General features: G+C 64.1%; 25 protein-coding genes. 18 read left to right on the top strand and 7 right to left on the bottom strand.

The window, feature by feature from the left end:
- Positions 1-17 precede the first annotated feature (17 nt).
- Positions 18-335, top strand: a complete 318-nt coding sequence (locus HFP57_RS12630) for a phosphoribosyl-ATP diphosphatase (RefSeq protein WP_176870111.1) — start codon at positions 18-20, stop codon at positions 333-335.
- On the opposite strand, the gene HFP57_RS12625 is transcribed toward HFP57_RS12630, so the two are convergent.
- The 3 genes from HFP57_RS12625 to nhaA all read right to left on the bottom strand — a co-directional run bounded on the left by HFP57_RS12625 (position 332) and on the right by nhaA (position 3268).
- The gene (locus HFP57_RS12625; protein WP_176870109.1) at positions 332-1087 is read right to left on the bottom strand and encodes a head GIN domain-containing protein; all 756 of its coding nucleotides are present in this window, start codon (positions 1085-1087) and stop codon (positions 332-334) included. The genes HFP57_RS12630 and HFP57_RS12625 overlap by 4 nt on opposite strands.
- 97 nt (positions 1088-1184) lie before the next feature.
- The gene (locus tag HFP57_RS12620; protein WP_176870107.1) at positions 1185-1901 is read right to left on the bottom strand and encodes a head GIN domain-containing protein; all 717 of its coding nucleotides are present in this window, start codon (positions 1899-1901) and stop codon (positions 1185-1187) included.
- Between the two features lie 59 nt (positions 1902-1960).
- Complete coding sequence (gene nhaA / locus HFP57_RS12615; protein ID WP_176870105.1) at positions 1961-3268, bottom strand: Na+/H+ antiporter NhaA; 1308 nt, start codon at positions 3266-3268, stop codon at positions 1961-1963.
- A gap of 130 nt (positions 3269-3398) precedes the next feature.
- Between nhaA and HFP57_RS12610 the strand changes: the two genes are divergently transcribed.
- Genes HFP57_RS12610 through HFP57_RS12595 form a run of 4 tightly spaced genes read left to right on the top strand, consistent with a single transcriptional unit; the run spans position 3399 to position 5238 of the window.
- Positions 3399-3842 carry a glycosyltransferase family protein gene (locus HFP57_RS12610; RefSeq protein ID WP_176870103.1) on the top strand — a complete coding sequence of 148 codons (444 nt, stop codon included), beginning with the start codon at positions 3399-3401 and terminating at the stop codon, positions 3840-3842.
- A gap of 25 nt (positions 3843-3867) precedes the next feature.
- Positions 3868-4344, top strand: coding sequence for a hypothetical protein (locus tag HFP57_RS12605; protein ID WP_176870102.1), 477 nt, complete (start codon positions 3868-3870; stop codon positions 4342-4344).
- 58 nt (positions 4345-4402) lie between these two features.
- Entirely contained in the window at positions 4403-4702 is a 300-nt protein-coding gene (locus HFP57_RS12600) for a hypothetical protein (protein ID WP_176870100.1), read from the top strand.
- Positions 4702-5238 (top strand): hypothetical protein, encoded by a 537-nt coding sequence (locus tag HFP57_RS12595; RefSeq protein ID WP_176870098.1) that lies wholly within the window; start codon positions 4702-4704, stop codon positions 5236-5238. The genes HFP57_RS12600 and HFP57_RS12595 overlap by 1 nt, the downstream gene beginning before the upstream one ends.
- Here the strand turns inward: HFP57_RS12595 and HFP57_RS12590 are convergent.
- On the bottom strand, positions 5235-6197 hold the full coding sequence (locus HFP57_RS12590; RefSeq protein WP_176870096.1) for an IS1595 family transposase: 963 nt from the start codon (positions 6195-6197) through the stop codon (positions 5235-5237). The two genes, HFP57_RS12595 and HFP57_RS12590, sit on opposite strands and share 4 nt — an antisense overlap.
- 34 nt (positions 6198-6231) lie before the next feature.
- Here HFP57_RS12590 and HFP57_RS12585 point away from each other — a divergent pair, with 34 nt between their 5' ends.
- From HFP57_RS12585 to HFP57_RS12555, 7 genes are all read left to right on the top strand, one after another.
- Positions 6232-6531, top strand: coding sequence for a DUF6471 domain-containing protein (locus tag HFP57_RS12585; RefSeq protein WP_218135019.1), 300 nt, complete (start codon positions 6232-6234; stop codon positions 6529-6531).
- Between the two features lie 14 nt (positions 6532-6545).
- A complete protein-coding gene (locus HFP57_RS12580) occupies positions 6546-7322 on the top strand; it encodes a hypothetical protein (protein ID WP_176870095.1) in 777 nt (258 codons plus the stop codon).
- A 59-nt stretch (positions 7323-7381) separates the two neighbouring features.
- A complete protein-coding gene (locus HFP57_RS12575; protein ID WP_176870094.1) occupies positions 7382-8392 on the top strand; it encodes a glycosyl transferase family protein in 1011 nt (336 codons plus the stop codon).
- Positions 8389-9462 carry a hypothetical protein gene (locus HFP57_RS12570; RefSeq protein ID WP_176870092.1) on the top strand — a complete coding sequence of 358 codons (1074 nt, stop codon included), beginning with the start codon at positions 8389-8391 and terminating at the stop codon, positions 9460-9462. The genes HFP57_RS12575 and HFP57_RS12570 overlap by 4 nt, the downstream gene beginning before the upstream one ends.
- Before the next feature lie 69 nt (positions 9463-9531).
- Positions 9532-10446 (top strand): sulfite exporter TauE/SafE family protein, encoded by a 915-nt coding sequence (locus HFP57_RS12565; protein WP_176870090.1) that lies wholly within the window; start codon positions 9532-9534, stop codon positions 10444-10446.
- Positions 10443-11207 carry a TIGR02186 family protein gene (locus HFP57_RS12560; protein WP_176870089.1) on the top strand — a complete coding sequence of 255 codons (765 nt, stop codon included), beginning with the start codon at positions 10443-10445 and terminating at the stop codon, positions 11205-11207. Before HFP57_RS12565 ends, HFP57_RS12560 begins: the two co-directional genes overlap by 4 nt.
- Positions 11208-11296: 89 nt before the next feature.
- On the top strand, positions 11297-12979 hold the full coding sequence (locus tag HFP57_RS12555; RefSeq protein WP_176870088.1) for an ATP-binding protein: 1683 nt from the start codon (positions 11297-11299) through the stop codon (positions 12977-12979).
- 206 nt (positions 12980-13185) lie between these two features.
- On the opposite strand, the gene HFP57_RS12550 is transcribed toward HFP57_RS12555, so the two are convergent.
- Entirely contained in the window at positions 13186-14685 is a 1500-nt protein-coding gene (locus HFP57_RS12550) for a M23 family metallopeptidase (RefSeq protein WP_246263158.1), read from the bottom strand.
- A gap of 282 nt (positions 14686-14967) precedes the next feature.
- On the opposite strand from HFP57_RS12550, the gene HFP57_RS12545 reads away from it, so the two are divergent.
- The 6 genes from HFP57_RS12545 to HFP57_RS12520 all read left to right on the top strand — a co-directional run bounded on the left by HFP57_RS12545 (position 14968) and on the right by HFP57_RS12520 (position 20368).
- Positions 14968-17505 (top strand): helicase-related protein, encoded by a 2538-nt coding sequence (locus HFP57_RS12545; RefSeq protein WP_176870084.1) that lies wholly within the window; start codon positions 14968-14970, stop codon positions 17503-17505.
- A 5-nt stretch (positions 17506-17510) separates the two neighbouring features.
- Entirely contained in the window at positions 17511-17795 is a 285-nt protein-coding gene (locus HFP57_RS12540) for an RNA-binding S4 domain-containing protein (RefSeq protein WP_176870083.1), read from the top strand.
- Positions 17796-17853: 58 nt separating this feature from the next.
- On the top strand, positions 17854-18192 hold the full coding sequence (fdxA, locus tag HFP57_RS12535) for a ferredoxin FdxA (protein WP_176870082.1): 339 nt from the start codon (positions 17854-17856) through the stop codon (positions 18190-18192).
- Between the two features lie 76 nt (positions 18193-18268).
- Complete coding sequence (locus HFP57_RS12530) at positions 18269-18490, top strand: amphi-Trp domain-containing protein (protein ID WP_176870081.1); 222 nt, start codon at positions 18269-18271, stop codon at positions 18488-18490.
- Positions 18491-18731: 241 nt separating this feature from the next.
- Positions 18732-19277: a CarD family transcriptional regulator gene (locus HFP57_RS12525; RefSeq protein ID WP_176870080.1), complete on the top strand. Its 546-nt coding sequence runs from the start codon at positions 18732-18734 to the stop codon at positions 19275-19277.
- 113 nt (positions 19278-19390) lie between these two features.
- A complete protein-coding gene (locus tag HFP57_RS12520) occupies positions 19391-20368 on the top strand; it encodes an oxidoreductase (RefSeq protein ID WP_176870078.1) in 978 nt (325 codons plus the stop codon).
- Between the two features lie 276 nt (positions 20369-20644).
- Here the strand turns inward: HFP57_RS12520 and HFP57_RS12515 are convergent, their stop codons facing one another.
- Entirely contained in the window at positions 20645-21574 is a 930-nt protein-coding gene (locus tag HFP57_RS12515; RefSeq protein WP_176870077.1) for an electron transfer flavoprotein subunit alpha/FixB family protein, read from the bottom strand.
- On the bottom strand, positions 21574-22320 hold the full coding sequence (locus tag HFP57_RS12510; RefSeq protein ID WP_176870075.1) for an electron transfer flavoprotein subunit beta/FixA family protein: 747 nt from the start codon (positions 22318-22320) through the stop codon (positions 21574-21576). Before HFP57_RS12510 ends, HFP57_RS12515 begins: the two co-directional genes overlap by 1 nt.
- Between the last annotated feature and the right edge of the window lie 9 nt (positions 22321-22329).

The raw sequence follows: 22329 nt of genomic DNA, 5'->3' as shown, positions 1-22329 counted from the left end.
CCGCGCACAGGCAGGCTATGGCCAAAACGCTGACCCGCCTCGAGTCCGTCATCCGCGCCCGCAAGAATGGCGACGGCAAATCCTCCTACGTCGCCAAGCTGCTCGGCAAGGGCCGGCAGAAAGTCGCCCAGAAGTTCGGCGAAGAAGCGGTCGAAACGATCGTCGCGGCGCTGGCGGAAGACGATGACGCGCTGGTCGGCGAGGCCGCCGACGCGCTCTTCCACCTGCTGATCCTGCTGGCCGAACGCGATATCCCGCTCGCCGATGTGCTGGCCGAACTCGAACGGCGCGAAGGCGTGTCGGGCCTTGCCGAAAAGGCCGCGCGGAGGAGTTAGCTGCAGTGAAGCCGGCCCGAGCCGATCGTGCTCGACCGGCACCGCGCGCCGCCCCTCACCGTGACATCGCCCGAGCCGACGAACGAGGCTTCGACCGTCTCGGTCGCATAGGCCAGGACGTCGCCCGAACCGGCAATGTCGACATCGAGCCGCCGGGTCCGAAAGTCGCCGGCCGCGACATCGCCGGATCCCGCGATTTCAAGCTCGACCTCGCCGGCCGTGCCGGCGACGCTCAGATCGCCCGATCCCGCTATCTCGAATTCCGCGCGATCAGTCTGCAGCGATTCGATGACGATATTGCCCGATCCGGCGATCGACGCCTCGAAGTCCCGGGCCGTGAACCGGCCGATGCGAATATCGCCCGATCCGGCCAGCGAGACCCCGTTCAGGCTCGGCATGGTGACGGCGATCGTGGCCGGCCGGCCACCGCGGCGCGTCCAGCGGCGATCATGGTCCTCGCGATATTCGATCCTGAGGACACCGTCTTCCACCGAAAGCGCAAGCTCGTCGAGAATGTCGCTATTTCCGGTCGCCCGGACGGCGAACGTTCCGCTCCGAACGATCTCGACGGTATCCGGGGTCGCGAGGGACACCCGGTCGAAGCCGCTGAGATCATAGTCGCGGGAAGCGGGAACGGCCTGGTTCCGGGCCTCGGCCACGCTGTCCCGCGGCGGCGCCTGGCTTTCCTGCGCCACGCTGTTGGTACACGCCGCCGCCATGGCGAGCGCCGCTACTGAGACCATCATCCGCATCCTTGTCCTCCCTGTCAGACGGCAGGAGGGTAGCGCGACGACTCAATTACGACAAGTGCCGTTTATCGTCCCCGGGCCGCCGTTGGTCGGTTTCCGGCTAGCCGCAGCGCATATCGCCCGAGCCGATCGAATTGCTCCGGCATTCGGCATCGCCATGCACGCGGACATCGCCGGAACCGATGAGGCTGCCGTCGACCTGCTCGGTCGCGTGGATCTCGACATTGCCCGAGCCGGCGATCGAAACATCCGCACGCTCGACGCGCAGATCCGCGGCTTCGACATCGCCCGAGCCGGCGATGCTGATATCGAGGTCCGCGACGGTACCTGCCGCGCTCATATCACCCGATCCTGCGATGTCGAATTCCGCCTCTGCCGCTTCGAGCGTCGCAATCTCCATTCTGCCCGAGCCGGCGATCGAGGCTTCGAACCGCTCGCTTTCCGCCCGCTCGATCTGCATGTCGCCAGACCCGGCGACCGATGCGCCGTTGATCGCCGGCATCGTGATATAGACCGTTGCCGGATCGTCGCCGATGGTGAGCCCGCGGCCGCTTTCGCGGCCGATCCGGAGCGTCCCGCGGCGGATTTCGAATTCCAGCCGGCCGACCACCTCGTCATCGCCCTCGACACGGATATCGAAAGCGTCGCCCAATGAAATTTCGACATTGTCGGGCCCGCGCAGCGAAACCGCATCGAACTCCGCCAGCTCCAATTCGCTGAGCGGCTGGCCGTTCGAAAGGCCGTCCCCGTCCATCTCGATCACCGATCCGCAGGCAGCGACGGCCAGCACCGACAGCGAAACCAAAAGCGCGCGCATTGTCATTCTCCCAACTGTATTGTTAGCTTAATACAGCGACACGCGCCGGTTGGCAAGTCTCAGCCTGCGGCGCCCGGTTTCGCGGGCATATCCTCGCAGACATTCTCGATATCGCCGTCGCGCGCGATTTCACCGGCCTCCTCGGCCTCGATCTCGTCATGGCTCTGATGCAAAGGCGCGAACCGCAGCAGCAGGAAACCGACCACGCCCGACATCGCCGAACCCAGCAGGACGCCGATCTTGGCCTCCTCGATCAGCAGCGCGTTGCCCGGAAAGGCGAGGCCGCCGATGAACAGGCTCATCGTGAAGCCGATGCCGCAGAGCATCGCCGTGCCGTATATCTGGAGCCAGGTCGCGCCGCGCAATTTGCCGGCAACGCCGAACTTCACCGCCAGCCAGACGCTGCCGAAAATCCCGATCTGCTTGCCGACAAAAAGGCCGAGCGCGATGCCGAGCGGCAGCGGTGCCAGAATCTGGTCGACTCCCATGCCGGCGAGATTGACGCCGGCATTGGCGAAACCGAATATCGGCACGATGAAAAAGGCGCTCCACGGCGCAACGGCATGTTCCATCTGGTGCAGCGGACTGTCCACCGCATCGGGCGCGCCGGGCGTCTTGGTGATCGGGATCATCATCGCCGCGAGGACGCCGGCAATCGTCGCATGAACGCCCGACAGCAGCACGCAATACCAGAGCAGGCCGGACAGCAGGACATAGGGCAGCAACCGCCGCACCCCGGTGGCGTTCAGATAGTACATCACCGCCAGCACCAGTACCGAGGCGAACAGCCAGATCGTCGAAAGCGACGGCGTATAGACGAGCGCGATGATCGCCACGGCGCCCATATCGTCGACAATCGCCACGGTGACGAGGAAGAGCTTGAGCGATGTGGGCGCGCGCTTGCCGAGCAGCGCGAGAACGCCGATCGCAAAGGCGATATCGGTCGCTGCCGGGATCGCCCAGCCATTGACCAGTTCGCCATAATCCCATGTGACGGACAGGAAGATCGCGGCCGGAACCGCCATCCCCGCCACTGCCGCGATAATCGGCAACCTGCGCTTGTCCCAGCTCGACAGCCGCCCGTCGACGAATTCGCGTTTGATCTCGAGACCGACGAGGAAGAAGAAGATCGCCATCAACCCGTCATTGATCCACAAGTGAAGCGTCATCGGTCCGAGCTTGCTCGTGAGCTCGGGGCTGAAGATCGGCCCCATGTCATCGTTCAGGATATGGTGATAGCTGTCGTAGAGCGCGCTATTGGCAACGATCATCGCCAGTATTGCGGCCACCATCAGCACGATGCCGCCCGCCGCCTCACTGTTCAGGAATTTTCTCAGCGCAGATCGCACACCCAAGCGTTCAGCCATGTTCACTCCCTCGTTTCGCGGATCGCTCTAAAGCGGAATGCCGGCGATGAAAACAGCCTGTGCTTCCGTGACTTGCTCTTTTCGCCTATAAGCCGCGCCGGCGCCGTGGGGACTGGCGCATGGGGAGAGAATGCAAGGGGGCGGACCGCTTCTGGAACTGGCCGAGCTGGCGTTTCGCGAACTGGCGCTGTTCGCGGCCTTCGGCTTTCTGCTCGGCGCGCTCGACAATCTCGCTGTCGACATTTTGTGGCTCCGACGGATGATCCGCCGCCTCGCCGGGCGTCGCGACGCCGCGCCACGGACGATGGCCGACCTGCTGCCGCCCGATCGTCCGGGCCGCCATGCCATATTCATCCCGGCCTGGGACGAGGCCGGCGTGATCCGCGCGATGCTCGAAAGCACGGTCTGGCGGTTCGCGGGCCAGGACTACCGGCTGTTCGTCGGCTGTTATCCGAACGACCCGGCCACCCGCGCGGAGATCGAAGCGGTCGCCCGGCGCGCCGCCAATATCCGCCTGGTCGTCTGCCGGAACGGCATTATGTATCAACCGCACCAAGCGGGTAGTCCCTTTTAGCACCTGCGTTCGCTAATGTGAATCCATGAAACCTGTTGTGCATGGACTGGTAAAGAAGCGAGCGGAGATCGTGGGGCGCATACAGGCTGCACAGGAAGAAGCGGCACGGCTCATAGCCGACCTGGACCATCTGGACGCCAGCATCCGCCTATTTGAGCCTGACGTTGATTTCGACGATATGCCGGTAAAGTATCTGCCGCCGCCCAACGCAGCGTTCCGGGGCGAGGTTCAACGCTTCCTGCTAGAGCAACTGCGCGGTGCTACACGCTGGCAGACGACCGACCAGCTAACGGTAAAGGTCATGGTGCAGCGGCGCATGAACGAAAGCGACAAGGCGCTCAGGACGCTTACACGGAAGCGCGTCGGGCATTCGCTGTCCCGGTTGCGCAAAAAGGGCGTGGTACGGTCCCGCAAGGCTGGCAAGGGGCCGTTGCTGTCATGGAAAATCACTGCGCCCGATGCGGATATTGTGCAGGGGTGGCGGAATGGGGCTAGCAGTTAATCACAGGGCCAAAAGGGAAGTGTATTCTATTCTTCTACGTTCATAGTATTTATACAGCATGAGCAGCAGGAACACTGCCGTCGAAGGAGGGGGCTTTAGCTTCGATGTCCGCGCCATAGGTGATTGGATAACAGACAATATATGGCTATTCCTTCTCATAGTTCTGATCGCATATATTTTCTTCATCTCCCGTAAGGATGGATTGGCCTCAAAATATCTTGATTATCGCGCCAAAACGCGCGAAATTGAGGCAAGCAAGGTGGAGGGTTTGCGCAGGCTCGCGCAGCTTTTCGAATCCAGCTACGGACCCGATGAGCCCCTTCTGCCGTTTGATCGTAAAGATGGAAAGGATCACTAATGACGCTGTTCATGATCGCCTTCTTTGCATTGATTATTGGTGCGGTCATCTGGCTTTCTGAACGATATTTCGCGTGGGCCAAACAGAACCTTGCTCATGCGGCAGCCATGCAACCCAAGCTAACAGCCAAGGCTGCGCGTTTGATTGAAGATGAAGACACTCCAGAATCAGTCGCGAGAGTTGTTTTTTGGCTGGCAGCGGCAGCTGGTTGCGGATGTTTTGTCCGAGGGTTTGTGATCTATCATTATCTGCCACGCTTTGGTCGCTCGGACAAGGATTCCGCCAGCCTTGATGAGGCGTTTGGCGACGTTGAGAAATTGCCGGTTGATGACAGAAAGGAATTTTTCGAGTTCCTCGCAATGGTCATCGCATACGATAGCTACGAAAACCCTCTACAAGGCTGGCTATTTCGCCGAGCGATCCGCTCGTTCTTTAATAAGCAAACCATGTCGTTTCAGGATCGGCTGATTGCCATGGGGACCGCTTTTTCAATCTTGAGTCACGGCAAAGGGGCGTGGCGGAACTTTCGCATTTAGGCCGCCCGCTGCCAATACCCCGCCCATTTCCGGCTAACGCTTGACGCCATCGTGGCCCGTGCGACCATTGCGGCCTGTGAGCCGTTATCAACGCGGCGATGGTCTTCCCGCCATGCGGCTTCGCCAGCATAGGCATTGAGATACGGCCCGGCGATATGGTGATGCGTTCCAGTTTCCATCCGGCGCAGACGGCTGAAATAGCTTTCCGCCTGATTGGTGCAGACGCCTTCATCCATGAACGCGACCGAGTGATTGACGCGGTGTGTTTTCCAGCCCGCATGTAGCGCATCCCAGCCCGTGCCTTCGTCGGCATGGATCGTGGCGAGCGTCCCGACATGATCGCGGACATGGGGAACTGCATCGCCCTCATTGGCGACGATGAACGGCAGCGACTTGCCGCCGCGCTCGCGCATGATGACAACGCACTGGCGCTTGCCGGACGTGTTGGCTTTCAACCGACGATCCCGGCGATCCTCTTTCCGGTTTTCCGGCTTCACATAGCCGCCGAAATAGCCGCCGTCGATCTCGACAACACCGTTCAACTCGCGGTCCATTTGCTCGCGCGCCATGGCTTCGCGCAGCTTGTGCGTAAGGATGAAGGCCGTTTTGTACTGGCAATCCAGATCGCGGCTCATTTGCAACGCCGATACGCCCTTGGCCCCGTTTACGAAGATAACGATAGCCGCCAGTAGATCGGTGAAGGTCATCTTGCGCGAGGCGAACAGCGTCCCGCTCGTGACCGAGAATTGATGGTGACAGGCGACGCACTTGAACTTGCGCCGCGTCGATATGTCATAGGTTTCTGTGCAACCGCACCGGGGGCAATAGGCCTCGCCATCGGTTTCCGGCCAGCGCAGCATCTTGAAGGCCTCGTAAGCCTTATCCTCGCCCATGGTGAAGACGGCCTTGAGGCTCAGTGTCCTGGCTTTGGCTGAAAGAAGGAAGTGCTGCTTGTGCATGGTCATTATCTCCGATACCTTAGTATCTTATATAGTGACCTACGGTATCGTTGTCAATGCCAAAAGTATCGTGTATGGTGACTTTATTCCCCGTTGGAGATACGCGATGCCCGTCAAGGAAAAGGAATGGGAAGACAAGGTCAAAGGCTTGCTGAAAGCCGAGTTGAAGCGCCGGAACGTGACTTATGCGGAGCTGGTCGGGAAGCTGGCGGACATCGGGGTCATGGACTCCGTGCCGAATATAAAGAACAAGGTGAGTCGGGGTAAATTCACAGCGGTGTTCTTTGTTCAATGTCTTACAGCAATCGGCTGCGAAACTATGCGATTGGATTAGCCGCTGGGATTCTATTGGCTGGCGGCGTTGGTGGTTCGCTATGGTTTCCAGCAATTAACTCACAGTTCGACATACAAATCGAAGCAGAAGAGAACGCCAATGAATACGGAGATTCCACCCACATAGCCGTTGAATGCGAAGCCGCCGACATCGTTTCTGCGAGCGCAGATCAATGCATAGATACAGAACGCGAGGCCGCTCAGCAGGCAGAACGAAACGAACGCGATCTTGAAGCCCAGAAAACCATGGCCGTCTGGACGCAGGTTATGGGCAAGGCTGCGATTATTGGCATGGGTGTGGGCATTGTCGGCTTGATGCTGATTTTCACTACGTTCTGGGAAACTCGCAAGGCAGCTGATTCCGCAGCTGCCACTTACGATGCCTATGTATCTATCGAACGCGCGAAATTGAGTTTTTCCTCCTCTGAGACGAGCTTCACAGGGAGTGTTCCTACGGTCGTCGCATCCGTAACCAATGTGGGCAAATCCGTTGGCATCGTGAAACAAATTGCGTGGGGTTGGAGCAGTGACCCCGCTTGGCCAAGCGATCCGAACTTCACTGGCCCGCCACGCCATGAAATCGTTGAGCCTTCCAAAATGGAAGACCTCGGTTTCATCTCGCAAGAGGGTGGTATGGAGCATCGCTTCTTGCGGGGTTACGTTCTCTACGAATCCCCGCTCGCGCCCGACCATAAGACCCATTTCAGCATCGAAATCTATCAAGAAACCGAGATGCCCTATGGGTTGAAGTATCGAGACGCTAATCTCAATGACAAGCCAGGGGACACCTAGCCACCCCACGGGCTAACCCCGCGAGGGACGCAGCGACCCCTTGGTGCGTTTCCTACATAATGCCGTGCCGGAATCCCGGCCCGACGACCAAGGCCGATTGCCTGAACGCATTGTGGAAGGCGCTCGAAAAAGAAGAAGCCGATAGCGGAACGCGCTTCAAATCGGTGATCCTGCACGACGCGGAGGATGTCGTTCATCCCGAGGAGATCGCGCTGTTCGACAGGCTTATCGAACGGCACGATCTGGTGCAGATACCGGTCGTTCCGCTGCCGCATCCCCGGTCGCGCTGGGTCGCCGGTCATTATTGCGACGAGTTTGCCGAGGCCCATGGCAAGGATCTGGTCATTCGCGACAGCCTCGACGCCGGCGTGCCATCGGCCGGTGTCGGCTGCGCGATCGCACGGCCGGCGCTCGGCGCACTGGCCGCGGAACGCGGCGGCCTCCCCTTCGACGCGGACAGCCTGACCGAGGATTACGAACTCGGCCTGTCGCTCGCCGAACGCGGCCGGAACGGGACGTTCGTCCGGTGCCGCGATGCGGCTGCGCAAGAATTGATCGCGGTTCAGGCGCATTTCCCCGCCACCCTTGGCGAAGCGGTCCGCCAGAAGACACGCTGGGTTGCCGGCATCGCGCTCTATGGCTGGGAACGGCTGGGCTGGCATGGCGGCATCGCGGATTTCTGGATGCGGGTGCGCGACCGCAGCACGATTCTCGCCGCCCTGGTGCTGCTCGCCGCCTATCTGGCCACCCTGATCGGCGTCGCCCTGCTGACCGCGGCGCTGACGACCGGCTATTCCCTCCCCGGAATGACACCGGTGCTGGCGTTCCTCTTGAGCGTCAATTTCGGATTGCTGGCATGGCGGCTCGCCGTCCGGGCGCTGTTCACCGGGCTCGTCTACGGCTGGCGCGAAGCCCTGCTCGCCATTCCCCGGGCCATCGTTTCGAACATCATCGCGATGATCGCGGCACGCCGGGCGATGACGCATTATGTCTTTGCGCGCCGCGACCGTCCGCCGGCCTGGGACAAGACCCGGCACATCTTTCCCGATACAGCCGCGCCGCGGCCATGATCCGGCTCTCGCCGCCCGTCCGTTTCATCGCGACCATCGTCACGCTCTGGGTCGGGTTGCGGATAGTGTTCTGGGCGCCGGCCGAGATTCCGCCGCTGCTCCTCGAACAGCCCGGCCCGTTCCTGCCCGGCCTCCCGGCATTGCCCCTGTCCGAGGTCGCCGGGCCGCCGGGTTCCGCGGACGGGCCCAGACGAGACGCCGGGATCGTGCCTGTCGGGCAAATCGCCCCCGAGACCGTCGCAAACCGGTTCCGGACCGATCGCGTCGCCGCCGCCCCGCCATCCTCGCCCGGGCATTGCGGCGCACGATGCCAGCGGATTTTCCTCGCCGCGCATATGCCGCCGCTCAGCCAGCCCCTGCTGATGCGGTTCGCCCGCCGGGCCTCGCGGTTGCCGGTCACGCCGTTGGCCGATCCGGCCGCATCATCGCGGTTCAGCCTCGCCGCCTGGGTCCAGTGGCGGTCGGGAGACGGCGTCGACGCGCTTGCCGACGACGGCGAACTCGGCGGCAGCCAGGCGGGCGTGCGGGCGCGCTACCGGATCGTCCGCGCGGCCGGCGTGGAGGCGGCGCTCGCCGCGCGCCTGTCGCGGCCGATCGAACGCGACACCGGCGCCGAGGCCGCGATCGGCATCGCGTTTCGCCCCGCCGCCAACGTGCCGGTCGAACTGACTGCCGAGCGGTGGATCGCTTTGGACGATGGCGGCCGCGATGCCTGGGCACTGGGGATCGCTGGCGGCATCTATCGACGGCCACTGCCCTTTGGGCTGGAGCTCGACGGCTATGCGCAGGCCGGAATCGTCGGGGCGCGGAGCCGCGATCTTTACGGCGACGCGGCGCTGATCGTTTCGCGGCCGGTCCCGCTAACCGAGCGCAGCACGCTGTCGCTCGGCGGCGGCGTCTGGGCGGGAGCGCAACCGGGACTGTCGCGCGTCGATATCGGACCGGAAGCCGGCGTCCGGCTGCCCGTGGGGAATGGCGGCGTGCGGCTTTCGCTGAGCTGGCGGGAGCGCGTCGCCGGATCCGCCCGACCCGGCTCCGGCCCGGTGCTGACGCTCGGTGCCGATTTTTGACCGGAGAAGCTTCGTAACTGCAGACTCTGCCTTCCGCTTGCGCGCCAAAATCGGTAGGCCGGAGGAAGCATGGATATTTACCTCCCGATCGCCGAAATCTCCGTCAATGCGCTGCTTATCATCCTGCTCGGCGGCGTGGTCGGTATCCTGTCGGGCATGTTCGGCGTCGGCGGCGGTTTCCTGACGACGCCGCTTTTGATCTTTTCCGGCATTTCGCCGGCCGTGGCCGTGGCATCGGCGACCACCCAGATCACCGGCGCGAGCGTCTCGGGCGTATCGGCCCATGCCCAGCGCAAGGGCGTCGATTTCCGGATGGGCGGCGTCCTGATCGCCGGCGGCGTATTGGGCACGATTTTCGGCGGCATCCTGTTTCTGCGGCTGCAACAGGCGGGGCAGATCGATGTCGTCGTCGCCATGCTTTACATCATCCTCCTCACCAGCATCGGCGCGCTGATGATCCGCGAAGCCTGGACGGTGATCCAGGCCCGGCGCACCGGCATCCCGATCAAACCGCCCGTGCGCCGCCATCATCCGCTCGTCGCGGCGCTCCCGCTGCGCTGGCGCTTCTACGGATCGGGGCTCTATATCTCGCCGCTCGCGCCGCTCGGCGTCGGCTTCGTCGTCGGCACGCTGACCGTGATGCTCGGCATCGGCGGCGGTTTCGTCCTCGTGCCGGCGATGATCTACCTGCTCGGCATGTCGACCCGCGTGGTGGTCGGAACCTCGCTGTTCCAGATCCTGTTCGTTGCCGCTGCGACGACGATGGTCCATGCGCTGACCACCCAGGCCGTCGATATCGTGCTCGCCATCCTGCTCCTGATCGGCAGCGTCACGGGCGCGCAGATCGGCGCGCGCCTGTCGACCCGGATCAACGCCGAATGGCTGCGCCTGTTCCTCGCCGCGCTCGTCATCATCGTCGCGGTCCGCATGGCGCTCGGCCTCGGCTGGCGGCCCGACGAAATCTACTCGATCGAAATCACATGAGGCGGCTCGCGCCGCTCCTCCTGCTGCTCGCCTGTGTGCCGATGCTGATGGGGCAGGCGCGGCCGCGGCTCGTGCCCGCCGTCGATCAGGAGCAGATCGAGATAGTCTACAGCTTCACCGGCGCCGAGCTCATGGTCTATGGCGCGATCCTCCATCCGGGCGGCCGCGTCCCCGACGAGCCCGTCGACATCGTCGTCGTTCTCAAGGGCCCGGAGCAATCGATCCTCGTGCGCGAGAAACAGCAGCGCATGGGAATCTGGATGAACGCTGCGCAGGCGCGCTTCCGCTCGGCCCCGGCCTTTTATGCGCTGGCCAGCGCCCGGCCGATCGACGAGATCGTCGACGAACGCACGGCCGCCATTTACGAGCTCGGGATCGACAGCCTGCAACTGTCGCCGGCCAGCGCCAATCCGCCCGAAGAAGCCCAGCGCTTCGACGAGGGGCTGGTCGATCTGAGGGGGCGCAACGGCCTGTATGTCGAGCAGACCGGTGCGGTCGAAGTCACCGAGGGGGTGCTCTACAATGCGCGGATCACCGTGCCGGCGCGCGTCCCGGTCGGCGATTACACCGCCGAGACCTTCCTGATCCAGGACGGGCGAGTGCTGGCGGGCGAGGTTCGCGAGATTCGTATCGACAAGTCGGGCTTCGAGCGGTTCGTCGCCAACGCCGCCGAGAATAACGGCTTTCTCTATGGCCTGGCCGCCGTTCTGGTCTCGCTGCTGCTCGGCTGGGTCGCCGGAATCGCGTTCCGCCGCATCTGAACCCGTCTCGGTTTAGTAAGCGAAAAATTTACCGTTCGGCGCCTAAGGTCCCACGCTTTGAAGAACCATGGATCGGGGTGGATTTCCCTATGGACGATTTTGGCACGTTCCGGCCGGCAGACGAAGACGATTCGAACGCGGCATCGCTCGACGGCGGCATGGTCGCCCGCGACCAGGGCATCGTTATCGGTCAGGTGACCGAAATCGCGGGTTCCGGCTCGCGCATCGCGGTGAACGCGGAAATGCTCGACAAGGTACGGTCCGATCCCGATCCCACGCTCGCCATGGCAGGCCAGGTCGGCAGCCAAGTGAAGATCCGGGTCGGCAACAGCTGGCTCGTCGCCAATATCCGGACGCTCGCCGCCAATCCCAGCGACGACGGAAAGGTCGACGCCTATATCGATTTTCTCGGCGAAGGCATGGCCGTCGAGGGTACGAACCGTGTGAAAGGTTTCCGGCGCGGCGTCACCCGCTTCCCGATTCCGGGCACGCCGGTCATGGCCGTGTCGGATCGGGACATGCGGGAGATGTTCGCCGCCGAGAGCCGGCCGCATATCGAGATCGGCAATGTCTACCCGACCAAGGATATTCGCGGCGCGCTCTACATCGATGCGATGCTCGGCAAGCATTTCGCGGTGCTCGGATCGACGGGTACCGGTAAATCGACCAGCGTCGCACTGATCCTCCACCGGATCTGCGAACTCGCGCCGGAAAGCCACATCGTCATGGTCGACCCGCACGGCGAATATAGCGCGGCGTTCAAGGGGGCCGGCGAGATTTTCGACGTCAACAATATCCAGCTTCCCTATTGGCTGATGAATTTCGAGGAACATTGCGAGGTCCTGATCACGACGTCCGGCGCCGACAGACAGCGCGACCGCGACATCCTCGCCAAATGCCTGCTCGCCGCGCGCAGCAAGAGCCGGCTCGCCGAAGAAATCCCTCAGCTTACGGTCGACAGCCCGATTCCCTATCTGCTGTCCGACCTGATCTCGAACATCACGACCGAGATGGGCCATCTCGATTCCGCGAACGACACCGCGCCCTATATGCGGCTCAAGAGCAAGCTCGAGGAACTCAAGGCCGATCCGCGCTACAGCTTCATGTTTTCCGGCATGCTGGTCGCCGACACGATGGCCGAATTTGTCGCCCGCGTGTTCCGCCTGCCGGGCAACGGCAAGCCGATCTCGATCGTCGACGTATCGGGTGTTCCGTCCGATATCACCGCCGTGGTGGTCGCCGTGCTGTCGCGCATGGTTTTCGACTATGCGATCTGGTCGCGCAACGAAACGCAGCGCCCGATCCTGCTCGTCTGCGAAGAGGCGCACCGCTATATTCCCGCCGGCCATATCGAAGAGGAATCCGCCGTCGGCGACATTCTCAGCCGGATCGCCAAGGAAGGCCGTAAATACGGCGTCTCGCTCGGTCTTATCACGCAGCGCCCGTCGGATCTTGCCGAGGGCGTGCTGTCGCAATGCGGCACGATCATCGCGATGCGCCTCAACAACGACCGCGACCAGGCTCATGTGCGTGCCGCCATGCCCGAGGGCGCCCGCGGCTTCCTCGACGTGATCCCGGCGCTGCGCAACCGCGAATGCATCGTCTGCGGCGAGGGCGTCTCCGTGCCGATCCGCATCGCGTTCGACAATCTCGAGGAAGAAAAACGCCCGGCATCGGCCGACCCCGTTTTCTCCGAACTCTGGACGCATGTCGGCGACGAGAAGGGCATCGTCGACCGGACGATCAAGCGCTGGCGCAGCCAGGGGCGTTAGTGTGGCAGACTCGACCTGCCGGCTGGGCGAAGCGCAGGATTCGATTTGTCAGAATTTTCCTTGGCGGAAAATCGCGGCACCGGCCCGCGCCTGAGGCGGAGCCGAAGGTCTGACGAAAGAATCCCGGTGCGGCGCCCAGCCGGCAGGTCGAGTCTGACAAGAAAACTCAAACCCCGAATAACTCTCAAGCTTCCGGGTAGAGGAGCCTAACTGCGCGCGCGTTCGATCCGCCGGTTATTGCTCGCGACTTCCGCCTCTTCCCGCTCCTCGCGGCGGGCGAGCGCGGCGCCCGGTTCGACCTCGAGCAGATTGGCGAGCGTCGTGCGGAAGCGCTGCAATTCGCGGCCGGTCAGGCGGGCCTGCCGGGTGAAGCTGACCGAGCGCGGATCGACCTTGCGGCCGTTGCGGATCAGCTCATAATGAAGATGCGGCCCGGTCGACATGCCGGTCGAGCCGACATAGCCGATAATCTGGCCCTGGCTGACCCGCGATCCGTTCGACGCGACGATCCGGCTCATATGCGCATAGGCGGTCTGGATGCCGCTGCCATGGCTGATCCGGACATAATTGCCATAGCCGCGATTGCGGCCGGAGAAGTTCACCGTCCCCGATGCCGCGGCGCGGATCGGCGTGCCGCGGCCGGCCGCGATGTCGAGCCCGGTATGCATGCGCCGATAGCCGAGGATCGGATGGCGGCGATAGCCGAAGCCCGAGGTCAGCCGGCCATTGACCGGCATCAGCATCTGGCCCGTCTGCTGGCCGACGCCCGACGCTTCGAACCACTGATCGTCCCCGCCGACCGACCAGCGCAAAAGTTGGGTTTCGCGCTCACCGCGCTCGATGCCCGCATAGACGAGCCGGCCGATTTCGGTCTCTCCCGTTTCGGCCCGGCGATGTTCGACGATCATGTCGAAGGTGGCGTCCGCGCCGATGTCGCGGTTGACCGACATGCGCGTTCCGATGGCACGCAGATAGGCCTGGATGGCGGCGGGCGGCGCACCGGCGGCGCGCGCCGAACGGTAGAGGCTCGAGCCGACCCGGCCGCGAATGCGCAGCGGCGTGTCGTCGACCGCGATGGCGATCTGGTTGAGCCGAAGCGCGCCGTCGACGCGGGCCACTTCCAGCTTGAGATCGAAACGGGCGCGGAAGGCAATTTCGTCGACCGGCCGCGGTACCGTGCGGTTGGGCCGGCGGCCGAGCACGATGTTCATGATCGTTCCGGGCCGGATATCGTCCATCGGGACGGCATCGGATATCATCGCCGCGAGTTCGGTGGCTTCGTCGGGTGCCACGCCCGCGCGCTGCAGCACCCGGTCGAATCCGTCGCCGCGGCCCAGGGTCGCGGTCAATTCGATACGCGGCCGTTCGGGCGTTCCCGCCAGCGGCTCGACGGCATCGGTCGCGGCCATCCGGCGGCCGGTGTCGCCGCCGAAAGCGAGCGGCGTGATCGCCTGGGCGCGGGCTTCGTCCCATTGCGTCTCTTCCATCGGCTCGACCATCGCCGGGATGGCCTCGACGCTGGGCGCGAGCAGGAAGGTAGAGCCGCACAGGACCGCGCAGGTCAGCGCGCCGCGCCACCAGGTCCGGCTGCCCACCTGCGCCCCGAGATCGACGACGAGATCGAGATCGGCCCAGCGGCTGACCGGTATTTTCGAGCGCAGCGCTTCGCCGAATTTGGGCGTATCGCCGGGAGCCGGCGCCGGCACGGCGGAATCGAAGGAAAGCGCGGCTGTGCCGCTTCCCTGCCCCCCTCCGAATTCGTTGCGCTGATACAAGAGCGACCCCGCTTATGGACTGATCTCACCCGGCGCGTCGGGCGCATCTCCGGTGCTGACCGTTGTGGTTAAAAAGCGTTAAAGTCAAATTAAGGTGAGACGGGCCGAATCTCCGGTGCGGCGAGCCGTGCAGCGGGCTGTGCCGGCCGAAAATCCTGTCTTTCCGGGGCTTCTCGCCTTGCGCCTGTGGACATCATCCCCGATGTTGGCCGCATGAGCAATTTCGCCCGGGCGCCGCTCGCCGCCGTGCTCGGTCCGACCAATACCGGCAAGACCCATCTCGCCGTCGAACGCATGATGGGCCATGCGAGCGGAATGATCGGCTTTCCGCTGCGCCTTCTCGCGCGCGAAGTCTACGATCGGGTGGTCGCCGCGAAGGGATCGGAGAGCGTGGCGCTGATCACGGGCGAGGAGAAGATTCTCCCGGACAAGGCGCGCTGGCTGCTCTGCACCGCGGAATCGATGCCGCGCGACCGCGATACGGCCTTTGTCGCGATCGACGAAGCGCAGCTCGCCGCCGATCCCGAGCGCGGTCATGTCTTTACCGATCGCCTGCTCCAAATGCGCGGGCGCGAGGAGACGATGATCCTCGGGTCGGACAGTTTGCGGCCGATGCTATCGGCGCTGACGCCCGACGCCGATATCATTTCGCGCCCGCGTTTCTCGACGCTCTCCTATTCGGGCCCCAAAAAGCTCTCCCGCCTGCCGCCGCGTTCGGCCATCGTCGCGTTCAGCGCCGAGGAAGTGTACGCGGTCGCCGAGATGCTGCGCCGGCTGCGCGGCGGCGCGGCAGTCGTAATGGGCGCGCTCTCCCCGCGCACCCGCAACGCCCAGGTCGCGATGTTCCAGGCCGGCGAAGTCGACTATCTCGTCGCGACCGATGCGATCGGCATGGGCCTCAACATGGACGTCCACCATGTCGCCTTCGCCTCGCTGCGCAAATTCGACGGGCGGCGCAGACGGCGGCTCCACATCCACGAGATGGCGCAGATCGCCGGGCGCGCCGGGCGCCACCAGCGCGACGGTACATTCGGTACCTTGGGGCTGGAGGGCGAAGATCATGCGCGCTTCACCGACGAGGAAGTCGAACGGATCGAGGCGCACGAGTTTCCCTGGCTGCGCCAGCTCTACTGGCGCGAGGGCGATCCGCGGTTCGATACGCTCGAGACGCTGATCGCCGACCTCGAGGCGAAACCGCAGGAGGATGTGTTGCGCGCCGCTCCCGAGGCGGTCGATCTCGCCGTCCTCAAGACGCTCGCGGACGAAGGCTGGGTCCGCGAACGCGCCACCGGCCCGGCCATGGTCGAGCGGCTCTGGGCCACCTGCGGCCTGCCCGATTTCCGCAAGACGGGAGCCGACGGCCATGCCCGGCTTGTCGGCCGGTTGTTCCGGCATCTTTCCGAGGGCGATGGGCATATCCCGGCACCGGTATTCGCGCAGGAGGTCGGCGCGCTCGAAAATCTTGCGGGCGATGTCGAGACCCTGGCCGGCCGGCTCGCGGCGATCCGCATCTGGGCCTATGTCGCGCACCGCGCCGACTGGCTCGCCGATCCGGCCAAGGGCGCCGCGCGGACCCAGGCGATCGAACAACGGCTGTCCGATGCGCTGCACGACAGCCTTACCCAGCGTTTCGTCGACCGGCGGACGACGGTGCTGATGCGCGATATCGGCGCGAAGGGCGAAGAGGCGTTGCCCGTCCAGGTCGATGCCGACGGTGTGGTGACGGTCGACGACGAGCCGATCGGCACGATCTCGGGTTTCCGGTTCACCGTCGATGCCGGGACCAATCATGCCGACACCAAGCGGCTGCTCGCGGCGGCCGAACGCCGGCTCGGCGGCGAATGGGCCGAACGCACGGCCGCGCTGGTCGCCGACGGCGACGAGGCGTTCGCGCTCGTGACCGAAGCCGGCGCTCCCGTCTCCATCTCGTGGCGCGGCGATGCGATCGCGCAGCTGGTCGCTGGCAAGACATTGCTCGAACCCGCCATCGTCCTCGACAAGAACCTCGCCGCGCTGACCGAGGACCAGCGGACGCGGATCGCAGCCCGGCTGCAGGGCTGGCTGGCGCGGACGCTCCGCCGGATCCTCGGCCCGCTGCGCAAGATCGATACGACGCTCGGCGCGGCCGGGACGGCGCCCGCGATCCGCGCCCTGCTCGCACCGCTGGTCGAGGCGGGCGGGATCCTGCCGCGCAAGACGGCGCTCGGACCGCTCGGCGCGCTCGACAAGGAACAGCGCCACCGGATCGGCCGGCTGGGCCTGACGATCGGCGCGCTCGACATCTTCCACCCCAAGCTGCTGAAGCCCGAGGCGATCCGCTGGCGGCTGGCGCTCGCGGCCGCTTCGGCCGACACGCCAATGCCCGAAACGCCCCCGCCGGGCGCGACGCTGCTGCCCGAACCGAAGGGGCAAACGCTCGCCGCCTGGCGCGCCGCCGGCTTTCGCGGCTTTGCGGGGCAGATGCTCCGGATCGACATGGCCGAGCGGGTGGCCCGCGCCGCCCATGACGCGCGCGACGGCAAGAAACCCTTCGCACCCGACCCCGCGCTCGCCACCTCGCTGGGCCTGAGCGATGCGGCGCTCGCCCGGCTCATGCAGGCGCTGGGCTTCCAGCCGGCAATGCCCGCCGATGCGGACGGCGCCCCGCAATGGGTCTGGCGCGGCCGGCGTGCGCCCAAGGCCAGAAACCGCAAACCGGCGCCGGGCAACGCCTTCGCCAAGCTCGCCGAACTCGATCTCGGCCGGAGCTGAGACGCATGACCGAAGACGGTTTGCGGATCGACAGATTCCTCTGGTTTTCCCGGCTCGCCCGCACCCGCGCGCTCGCGCAGAAGATCGCCGAGAAGGGCCATATCCGCTGCGCGGGCCGGCGCATCGACCGCGCCCATGCCGTGGTGCGCGTCGGCGACGTTCTGAGCGTCCCGCTACCCGGCGGCGTGCGCGTGCTCCGGATCGAGAGCCTGCCCCAAAGGCGGGTCCCGGCCAAGCTGGTAGCGGAGATTTACCAGCCCATAGAAAGCATGGATGACGGAAAGCGTTGACGCGGGCGTCATCTCGTGGCTAGCAGATTCCAGCGCACCAGCGAGGAGAGCCGCGCCAATGACCTATGTCGTCACCGATGCCTGCATCAAATGCAAATATATGGATTGCGTCGAAGTGTGTCCGGTGGACTGTTTCTACGAAGGCGACAACATGCTCGTCATCCATCCGGCCGAGTGCATCGATTGCGGCGTGTGCGAACCCGAATGCCCGGCCGAGGCGATCCTGCCCGATACCGAACCGGGCCAGGAAAAATGGCTCGAGCTCAACGCCAAGTTCGCCGACGAATGGCCGAACATCACGCAAAGCCGCGATGCGCCGGCCGACGCCGACGAGCATAAGGGCGAAGAAGGGAAATATGACAAATATTTCTCGCCCGAGCCCGGCGAAGGCGACTGAGCGAAAACGCGTCTCCGACATGATGGTGTAACGGCGATCGGCCATGCTCGCCGGGCCAGCCAGCCCGGAGAATATAATGGCCACCGATCGCGACGTCACCAAAAGCTATTCCGACGACCAGCATATCGAGAAGCTCGAGCGGCTCGTCGCCTGCATGAAGGACGGCCGCGCCTTCGAGATCCAGCTCGACAATGAACGCATCCGGGTGCCCGCCCATGCGATCTTCTCGATCGAGCATGAGCGCGGCGACGGAATCGAGGAGCTGGAATTCCAGTTCCGCTGGACGATCGACGCCTGAAACTGACCCTCCCCGGTCCGCCGAAACGCCCGGCCTTCGGGGCTTCGCTGGCCGATGCCGCAGTGCAGCACTGGAATTTTTCTTACGAATGTGTTACATAGTGTCTTGATGTGGGAATAATTTTATTCCGCAAATAGGCTAACGCACGGAAAAGGCTGGAGAAATGAAATGTGCAGGCATGGCCCCGCAATGGGCTTCTGCACGATTCGCTCGGCCAACCGTCTAGAAAGGTCGTACATATATGGCGAGCAAGGCGCTGGACTTCGAAGTCGGAGATTATGTCGTTTACCCCAAGCACGGGGTAGGCCGGGTGATCGAGCTGCAGAATGAAGAGATTGCGGGCATGCAGCTCGAACTCTACGTGCTGCGGTTCGAGAAGGAAAAGATGACGCTCCGCGTGCCGACGAACAAGGCCGAAGGCGTCGGGATGCGCAAGCTTTCCTCGGACAAGACGCTCAAGGACGCGTTGAAGACGCTCGAGGGCAAGCCCAAGGTCAAGCGCACCATGTGGTCGCGCCGCGCGCAGGAATATGAAGCCAAGATCAATTCGGGCGACCTGATCTCGATCGCCGAAGTGACGCGCGACCTGTTCCGCGCCGACGACCAGCCCGAGCAGAGCTATTCGGAACGCCAGATTTTCGAAGCGGCCTCGAGCCGCCTCGCCCGCGAACTCGCGGCGATGGAAAAGACCGACGAACCGGCGGCACTCGAAAAGATCCTCGTCATCCTCAACAAGGCGGCCGCGATCTGGAACGCCGAGAAGGAAGAGGAAGAAGCCAACAAGTAGCGGTTTCGCGCCAGCGAGAGTGGGAAAAGCCCGGCCAGCCCCTGTGGTTCGGCCGGGCTTCTTCGTTTAGGGTCGGGAAACGGAAAAGCTGGAACGCATAAGGAGAGACGAGCATGGCAGTCGCAGACCAGGTACCCACGGATTCCGGCTTTCCCGCCAAGACGGACGGCGCCGACGTCATCAAGGACATCGATCTTGCCGGCAGGACCGCGATCGTCACCGGCGGCTATAGCGGGATCGGGCTCGAAACCGTCCGCGCGCTGGTCGGTGCCGGGGTCGATGTGATCGTACCCGCGCGCAGCCGGGAAAAGGCGGAGACCAATCTGGCCGAGATCGACGGCGCGGTCCGGGTCGGCGACATGGACCTGGGCGATATCGGATCGGTGCGGCGGTTCGCCGACGAGATGACCGGCGCGCTCGACCGGCTCGACCTCCTGATCAACAATGCCGGGATCATGGCCTGCCCCGAAGCGCGCGTGGGCCCCGGCTGGGAATCGCAGTTCGGCACCAACCATATGGGCCATTTCGCGCTGACGCTCGGCCTGATGCCACTGCTCGAAAAGACGCCGGGCGCCCGCGTCGTCGCGCTCTCCTCGACCGCGCACAAGGTCAGCGATATCCGCTGGGACGATCTGCAATTTGAACGCGGCGACTATGACAAATGGGAAGCCTATGGACAGGCCAAGACCGCCAACGCGCTGTTCGCCAATGCGCTGAACCGGCGGATGCGCAACAAGGGCGGCCTCGCGTTCGCCGTTCATCCCGGCGGCATCTTCACGCCCCTCCAGCGGCACCTGCCGGTCGAGGAACAGATCGCCATGGGCTGGCTCGACGAAGACGGCGAACCCTCCGAACTCGCAAAACAGGGCTTCAAGACCCCGGCCCAGGGCTGTTCGACGACGCTCTGGGCCGCGACATCAGCCAAGCTCGACGGCAAGCCCGGCGTCTATTGCGAGGATTGCGACATCGCCGCACCGACCGAACCCGACAATCCGCTGGCCCGCTACCGCGGCGTCGACGCGCATGCGTGCGACGACGACAATGCGGAGAAGCTTTGGGAGATTAGCCAGGAGTTGCTGGCGGAGGCCTGAGCCCCAAAGCCCCGGCGCAAACCGGAGCCTAATTCGGAATCAAGAGTCAGAAACAATATCGCCCATCGACTTGTACCCCGGATCGTGTCCGGGGTGACGGCGATTACTGATCTGGCGTTTCTCAACTCCCTCTCCCCTTGTGGGAGAGGGTCAGGGTGAGGGGTGCGCTTTCAAAGAAAGCGCGCGGAACGCAGTTCCGCTCACCCTCAACCAACTTCGCCTAATTCGCTCCGCTTATAAGGCTTCATAGCCTTCTCCCATCAAGGGAGAAGGCTCTTAGAGCTTCTCCGTCAGCTCCGGAACCGCGTTGAACAAATCCGCCACGATGCCGTAATCGGCGACCTGGAAGATCGGCGCGTCTTCGTCCTTGTTGATCGCGACGATCGTTTTCGAATCCTTCATGCCCGCCAGATGCTGGATCGCGCCGGAGATGCCGATCGCGATGTAGAGCTCGGGCGCGACGATCTTGCCGGTCTGGCCGACCTGGTAATCGTTCGGCACATAGCCCGCATCGACCGCGGCGCGGCTGGCGCCGATGCCCGCGCCGAGCTTGTCGGCGAGCGGGGTGATGACCTCCTCGAATTTCTCCGACGAGCCGAGCGCACGGCCGCCCGAGACGATGATCTTGGCGCTGGTGAGTTCGGGCCGGTCGCTTTCGGCAATCTCTTCGCTGACGAAGGTGGAGAGCCCCGCATCGCCGGCGCCGCTCACGGCTTCGATCTCGCCCGAACCGCCTTCGGTCGCCGCCTTGTCGAAGGCCGTGCCGCGCACCGTGATCACGAGCTTTTCGTCCGAGCTCGTCACGGTGGCGATCGCGTTGCCGGCATAGATCGGCCGCGTGAAACTCTTGTCGCCTTCGATCGAGAGGATGTCGGAGACCTGCATGACGTCCAGAAGCGCGGCGACGCGCGGGGCGATATTCTTGCCCGTCGTCGTGGCGGGGGCGACGAAGGCATCGTGATGCCCCATCAGATCGGCGATCAGCGGCGCGACATTCTCGGCCAGCGCATGCTCATACGCGGCATCGTCGGCGAGATGCACCTTGCCGATGCCGGCGACCTGCGCCGCCTGATCGGCCACGGCCTGGCAGCCGGACCCGGCCACCACGGCATGGACTTCGCCGAGCTTGGACGCCGCCGTCACCGCGGCGAGCGTCGCATCCTTCATTTCGCTATTGTCGTGTTCGACCCAGACGAGCGTCTTCATCAGGCGACTCCCATTTCTTTGAGTTTCGTGACCAGCGCGTCCACATCCTCGAGGATCTCACCGGCTTCGCGCTTCGGCGGTTCGGAGACGTTGCTGGTGGCGAGGCGCGGCGCGGTATCGACGCCGTAATCGGCCGGGCTCTTCGTATCGAGCGGCTTGGACTTCGCCTTCATGATATTGGGCAGCGAGGCATAGCGCGGCTCGTTCAGGCGGAGATCGGTGGTGATGATCGCCGGAAGATTGAGCTTCACGGTCTGGAGACCGCCGTCGATTTCGCGCTTCACGTCTACCGAGCCGTCGCCGACCTCGACCGTGTTCGCAAAGGTGCCCTGGCCCCAGCCGAGCAGCGCGGCGAGCATCTGGCCGGTCTGGTTGCTGTCATCGTCGATCGCCTGCTTGCCGAGGATCACGAGACCCGGCTGCTCTTCGTCGGCAACCGCCTTCAGGAGCTTGGCCACGGCCAGCGGCTCGACTTCGTCATCGGTTTCGATCAGGATCGCGCGGTCGGCGCCCATGGCGAGCGCGGTGCGCAGCGTTTCCTGCGCCTTGGCCGGGCCGATCGACACGGCGACGATTTCCTCCGCCTTGCCGGCTTCCTTGAGGCGGATCGCCTCTTCCACCGCGATTTCGTCGAACGGATTCATCGACATTTTGACATTGGCGAGATCGACGCCCGAACCGTCGGCCTTGACCCGCGGCTTGACGTTGTAATCGATCACCCGCTTCACGGGCACGAGTATTTTCATCTTACTGCT

The sequence above is a fragment of the Parasphingopyxis algicola genome, from assembly GCF_013378075.1.
Lineage (GTDB): Bacteria > Pseudomonadota > Alphaproteobacteria > Sphingomonadales > Sphingomonadaceae > Parasphingopyxis > Parasphingopyxis algicola.
Note: the sequence above shows the minus strand (reverse complement) of the source record. Positions and strands in the feature narration are given on the sequence as shown.

Coding starts and splice junctions, on each gene's coding strand:
- HFP57_RS12605 (WP_176870102.1), top strand. CDS start 3,868: ATGAAACCTGTTGTGCATGGACTGGTAAAGAAGCGAGCGGAGATCGTG.
- HFP57_RS12625 (WP_176870109.1), bottom strand. CDS start 1,087: ATGCGGATGATGGTCTCAGTAGCGGCGCTCGCCATGGCGGCGGCGTGT.
- HFP57_RS12520 (WP_176870078.1), top strand. CDS start 19,391: ATGGCAGTCGCAGACCAGGTACCCACGGATTCCGGCTTTCCCGCCAAG.
- fdxA (WP_176870082.1), top strand. CDS start 17,854: ATGACCTATGTCGTCACCGATGCCTGCATCAAATGCAAATATATGGAT.
- HFP57_RS12545 (WP_176870084.1), top strand. CDS start 14,968: ATGAGCAATTTCGCCCGGGCGCCGCTCGCCGCCGTGCTCGGTCCGACC.
- HFP57_RS12555 (WP_176870088.1), top strand. CDS start 11,297: ATGGACGATTTTGGCACGTTCCGGCCGGCAGACGAAGACGATTCGAAC.
- HFP57_RS12540 (WP_176870083.1), top strand. CDS start 17,511: ATGACCGAAGACGGTTTGCGGATCGACAGATTCCTCTGGTTTTCCCGG.
- HFP57_RS12560 (WP_176870089.1), top strand. CDS start 10,443: ATGAGGCGGCTCGCGCCGCTCCTCCTGCTGCTCGCCTGTGTGCCGATG.
- HFP57_RS12575 (WP_176870094.1), top strand. CDS start 7,382: ATGCCGTGCCGGAATCCCGGCCCGACGACCAAGGCCGATTGCCTGAAC.
- HFP57_RS12590 (WP_176870096.1), bottom strand. CDS start 6,197: ATGCACAAGCAGCACTTCCTTCTTTCAGCCAAAGCCAGGACACTGAGC.
- HFP57_RS12610 (WP_176870103.1), top strand. CDS start 3,399: ATGCAAGGGGGCGGACCGCTTCTGGAACTGGCCGAGCTGGCGTTTCGC.
- HFP57_RS12570 (WP_176870092.1), top strand. CDS start 8,389: ATGATCCGGCTCTCGCCGCCCGTCCGTTTCATCGCGACCATCGTCACG.
- HFP57_RS12620 (WP_176870107.1), bottom strand. CDS start 1,901: ATGCGCGCGCTTTTGGTTTCGCTGTCGGTGCTGGCCGTCGCTGCCTGC.
- HFP57_RS12565 (WP_176870090.1), top strand. CDS start 9,532: ATGGATATTTACCTCCCGATCGCCGAAATCTCCGTCAATGCGCTGCTT.
- HFP57_RS12510 (WP_176870075.1), bottom strand. CDS start 22,320: ATGAAAATACTCGTGCCCGTGAAGCGGGTGATCGATTACAACGTCAAG.
- HFP57_RS12630 (WP_176870111.1), top strand. CDS start 18: ATGGCCAAAACGCTGACCCGCCTCGAGTCCGTCATCCGCGCCCGCAAG.
- HFP57_RS12595 (WP_176870098.1), top strand. CDS start 4,702: ATGACGCTGTTCATGATCGCCTTCTTTGCATTGATTATTGGTGCGGTC.
- HFP57_RS12530 (WP_176870081.1), top strand. CDS start 18,269: ATGGCCACCGATCGCGACGTCACCAAAAGCTATTCCGACGACCAGCAT.
- HFP57_RS12525 (WP_176870080.1), top strand. CDS start 18,732: ATGGCGAGCAAGGCGCTGGACTTCGAAGTCGGAGATTATGTCGTTTAC.
- HFP57_RS12600 (WP_176870100.1), top strand. CDS start 4,403: ATGAGCAGCAGGAACACTGCCGTCGAAGGAGGGGGCTTTAGCTTCGAT.
- HFP57_RS12515 (WP_176870077.1), bottom strand. CDS start 21,574: ATGAAGACGCTCGTCTGGGTCGAACACGACAATAGCGAAATGAAGGAT.
- nhaA (WP_176870105.1), bottom strand. CDS start 3,268: ATGGCTGAACGCTTGGGTGTGCGATCTGCGCTGAGAAAATTCCTGAAC.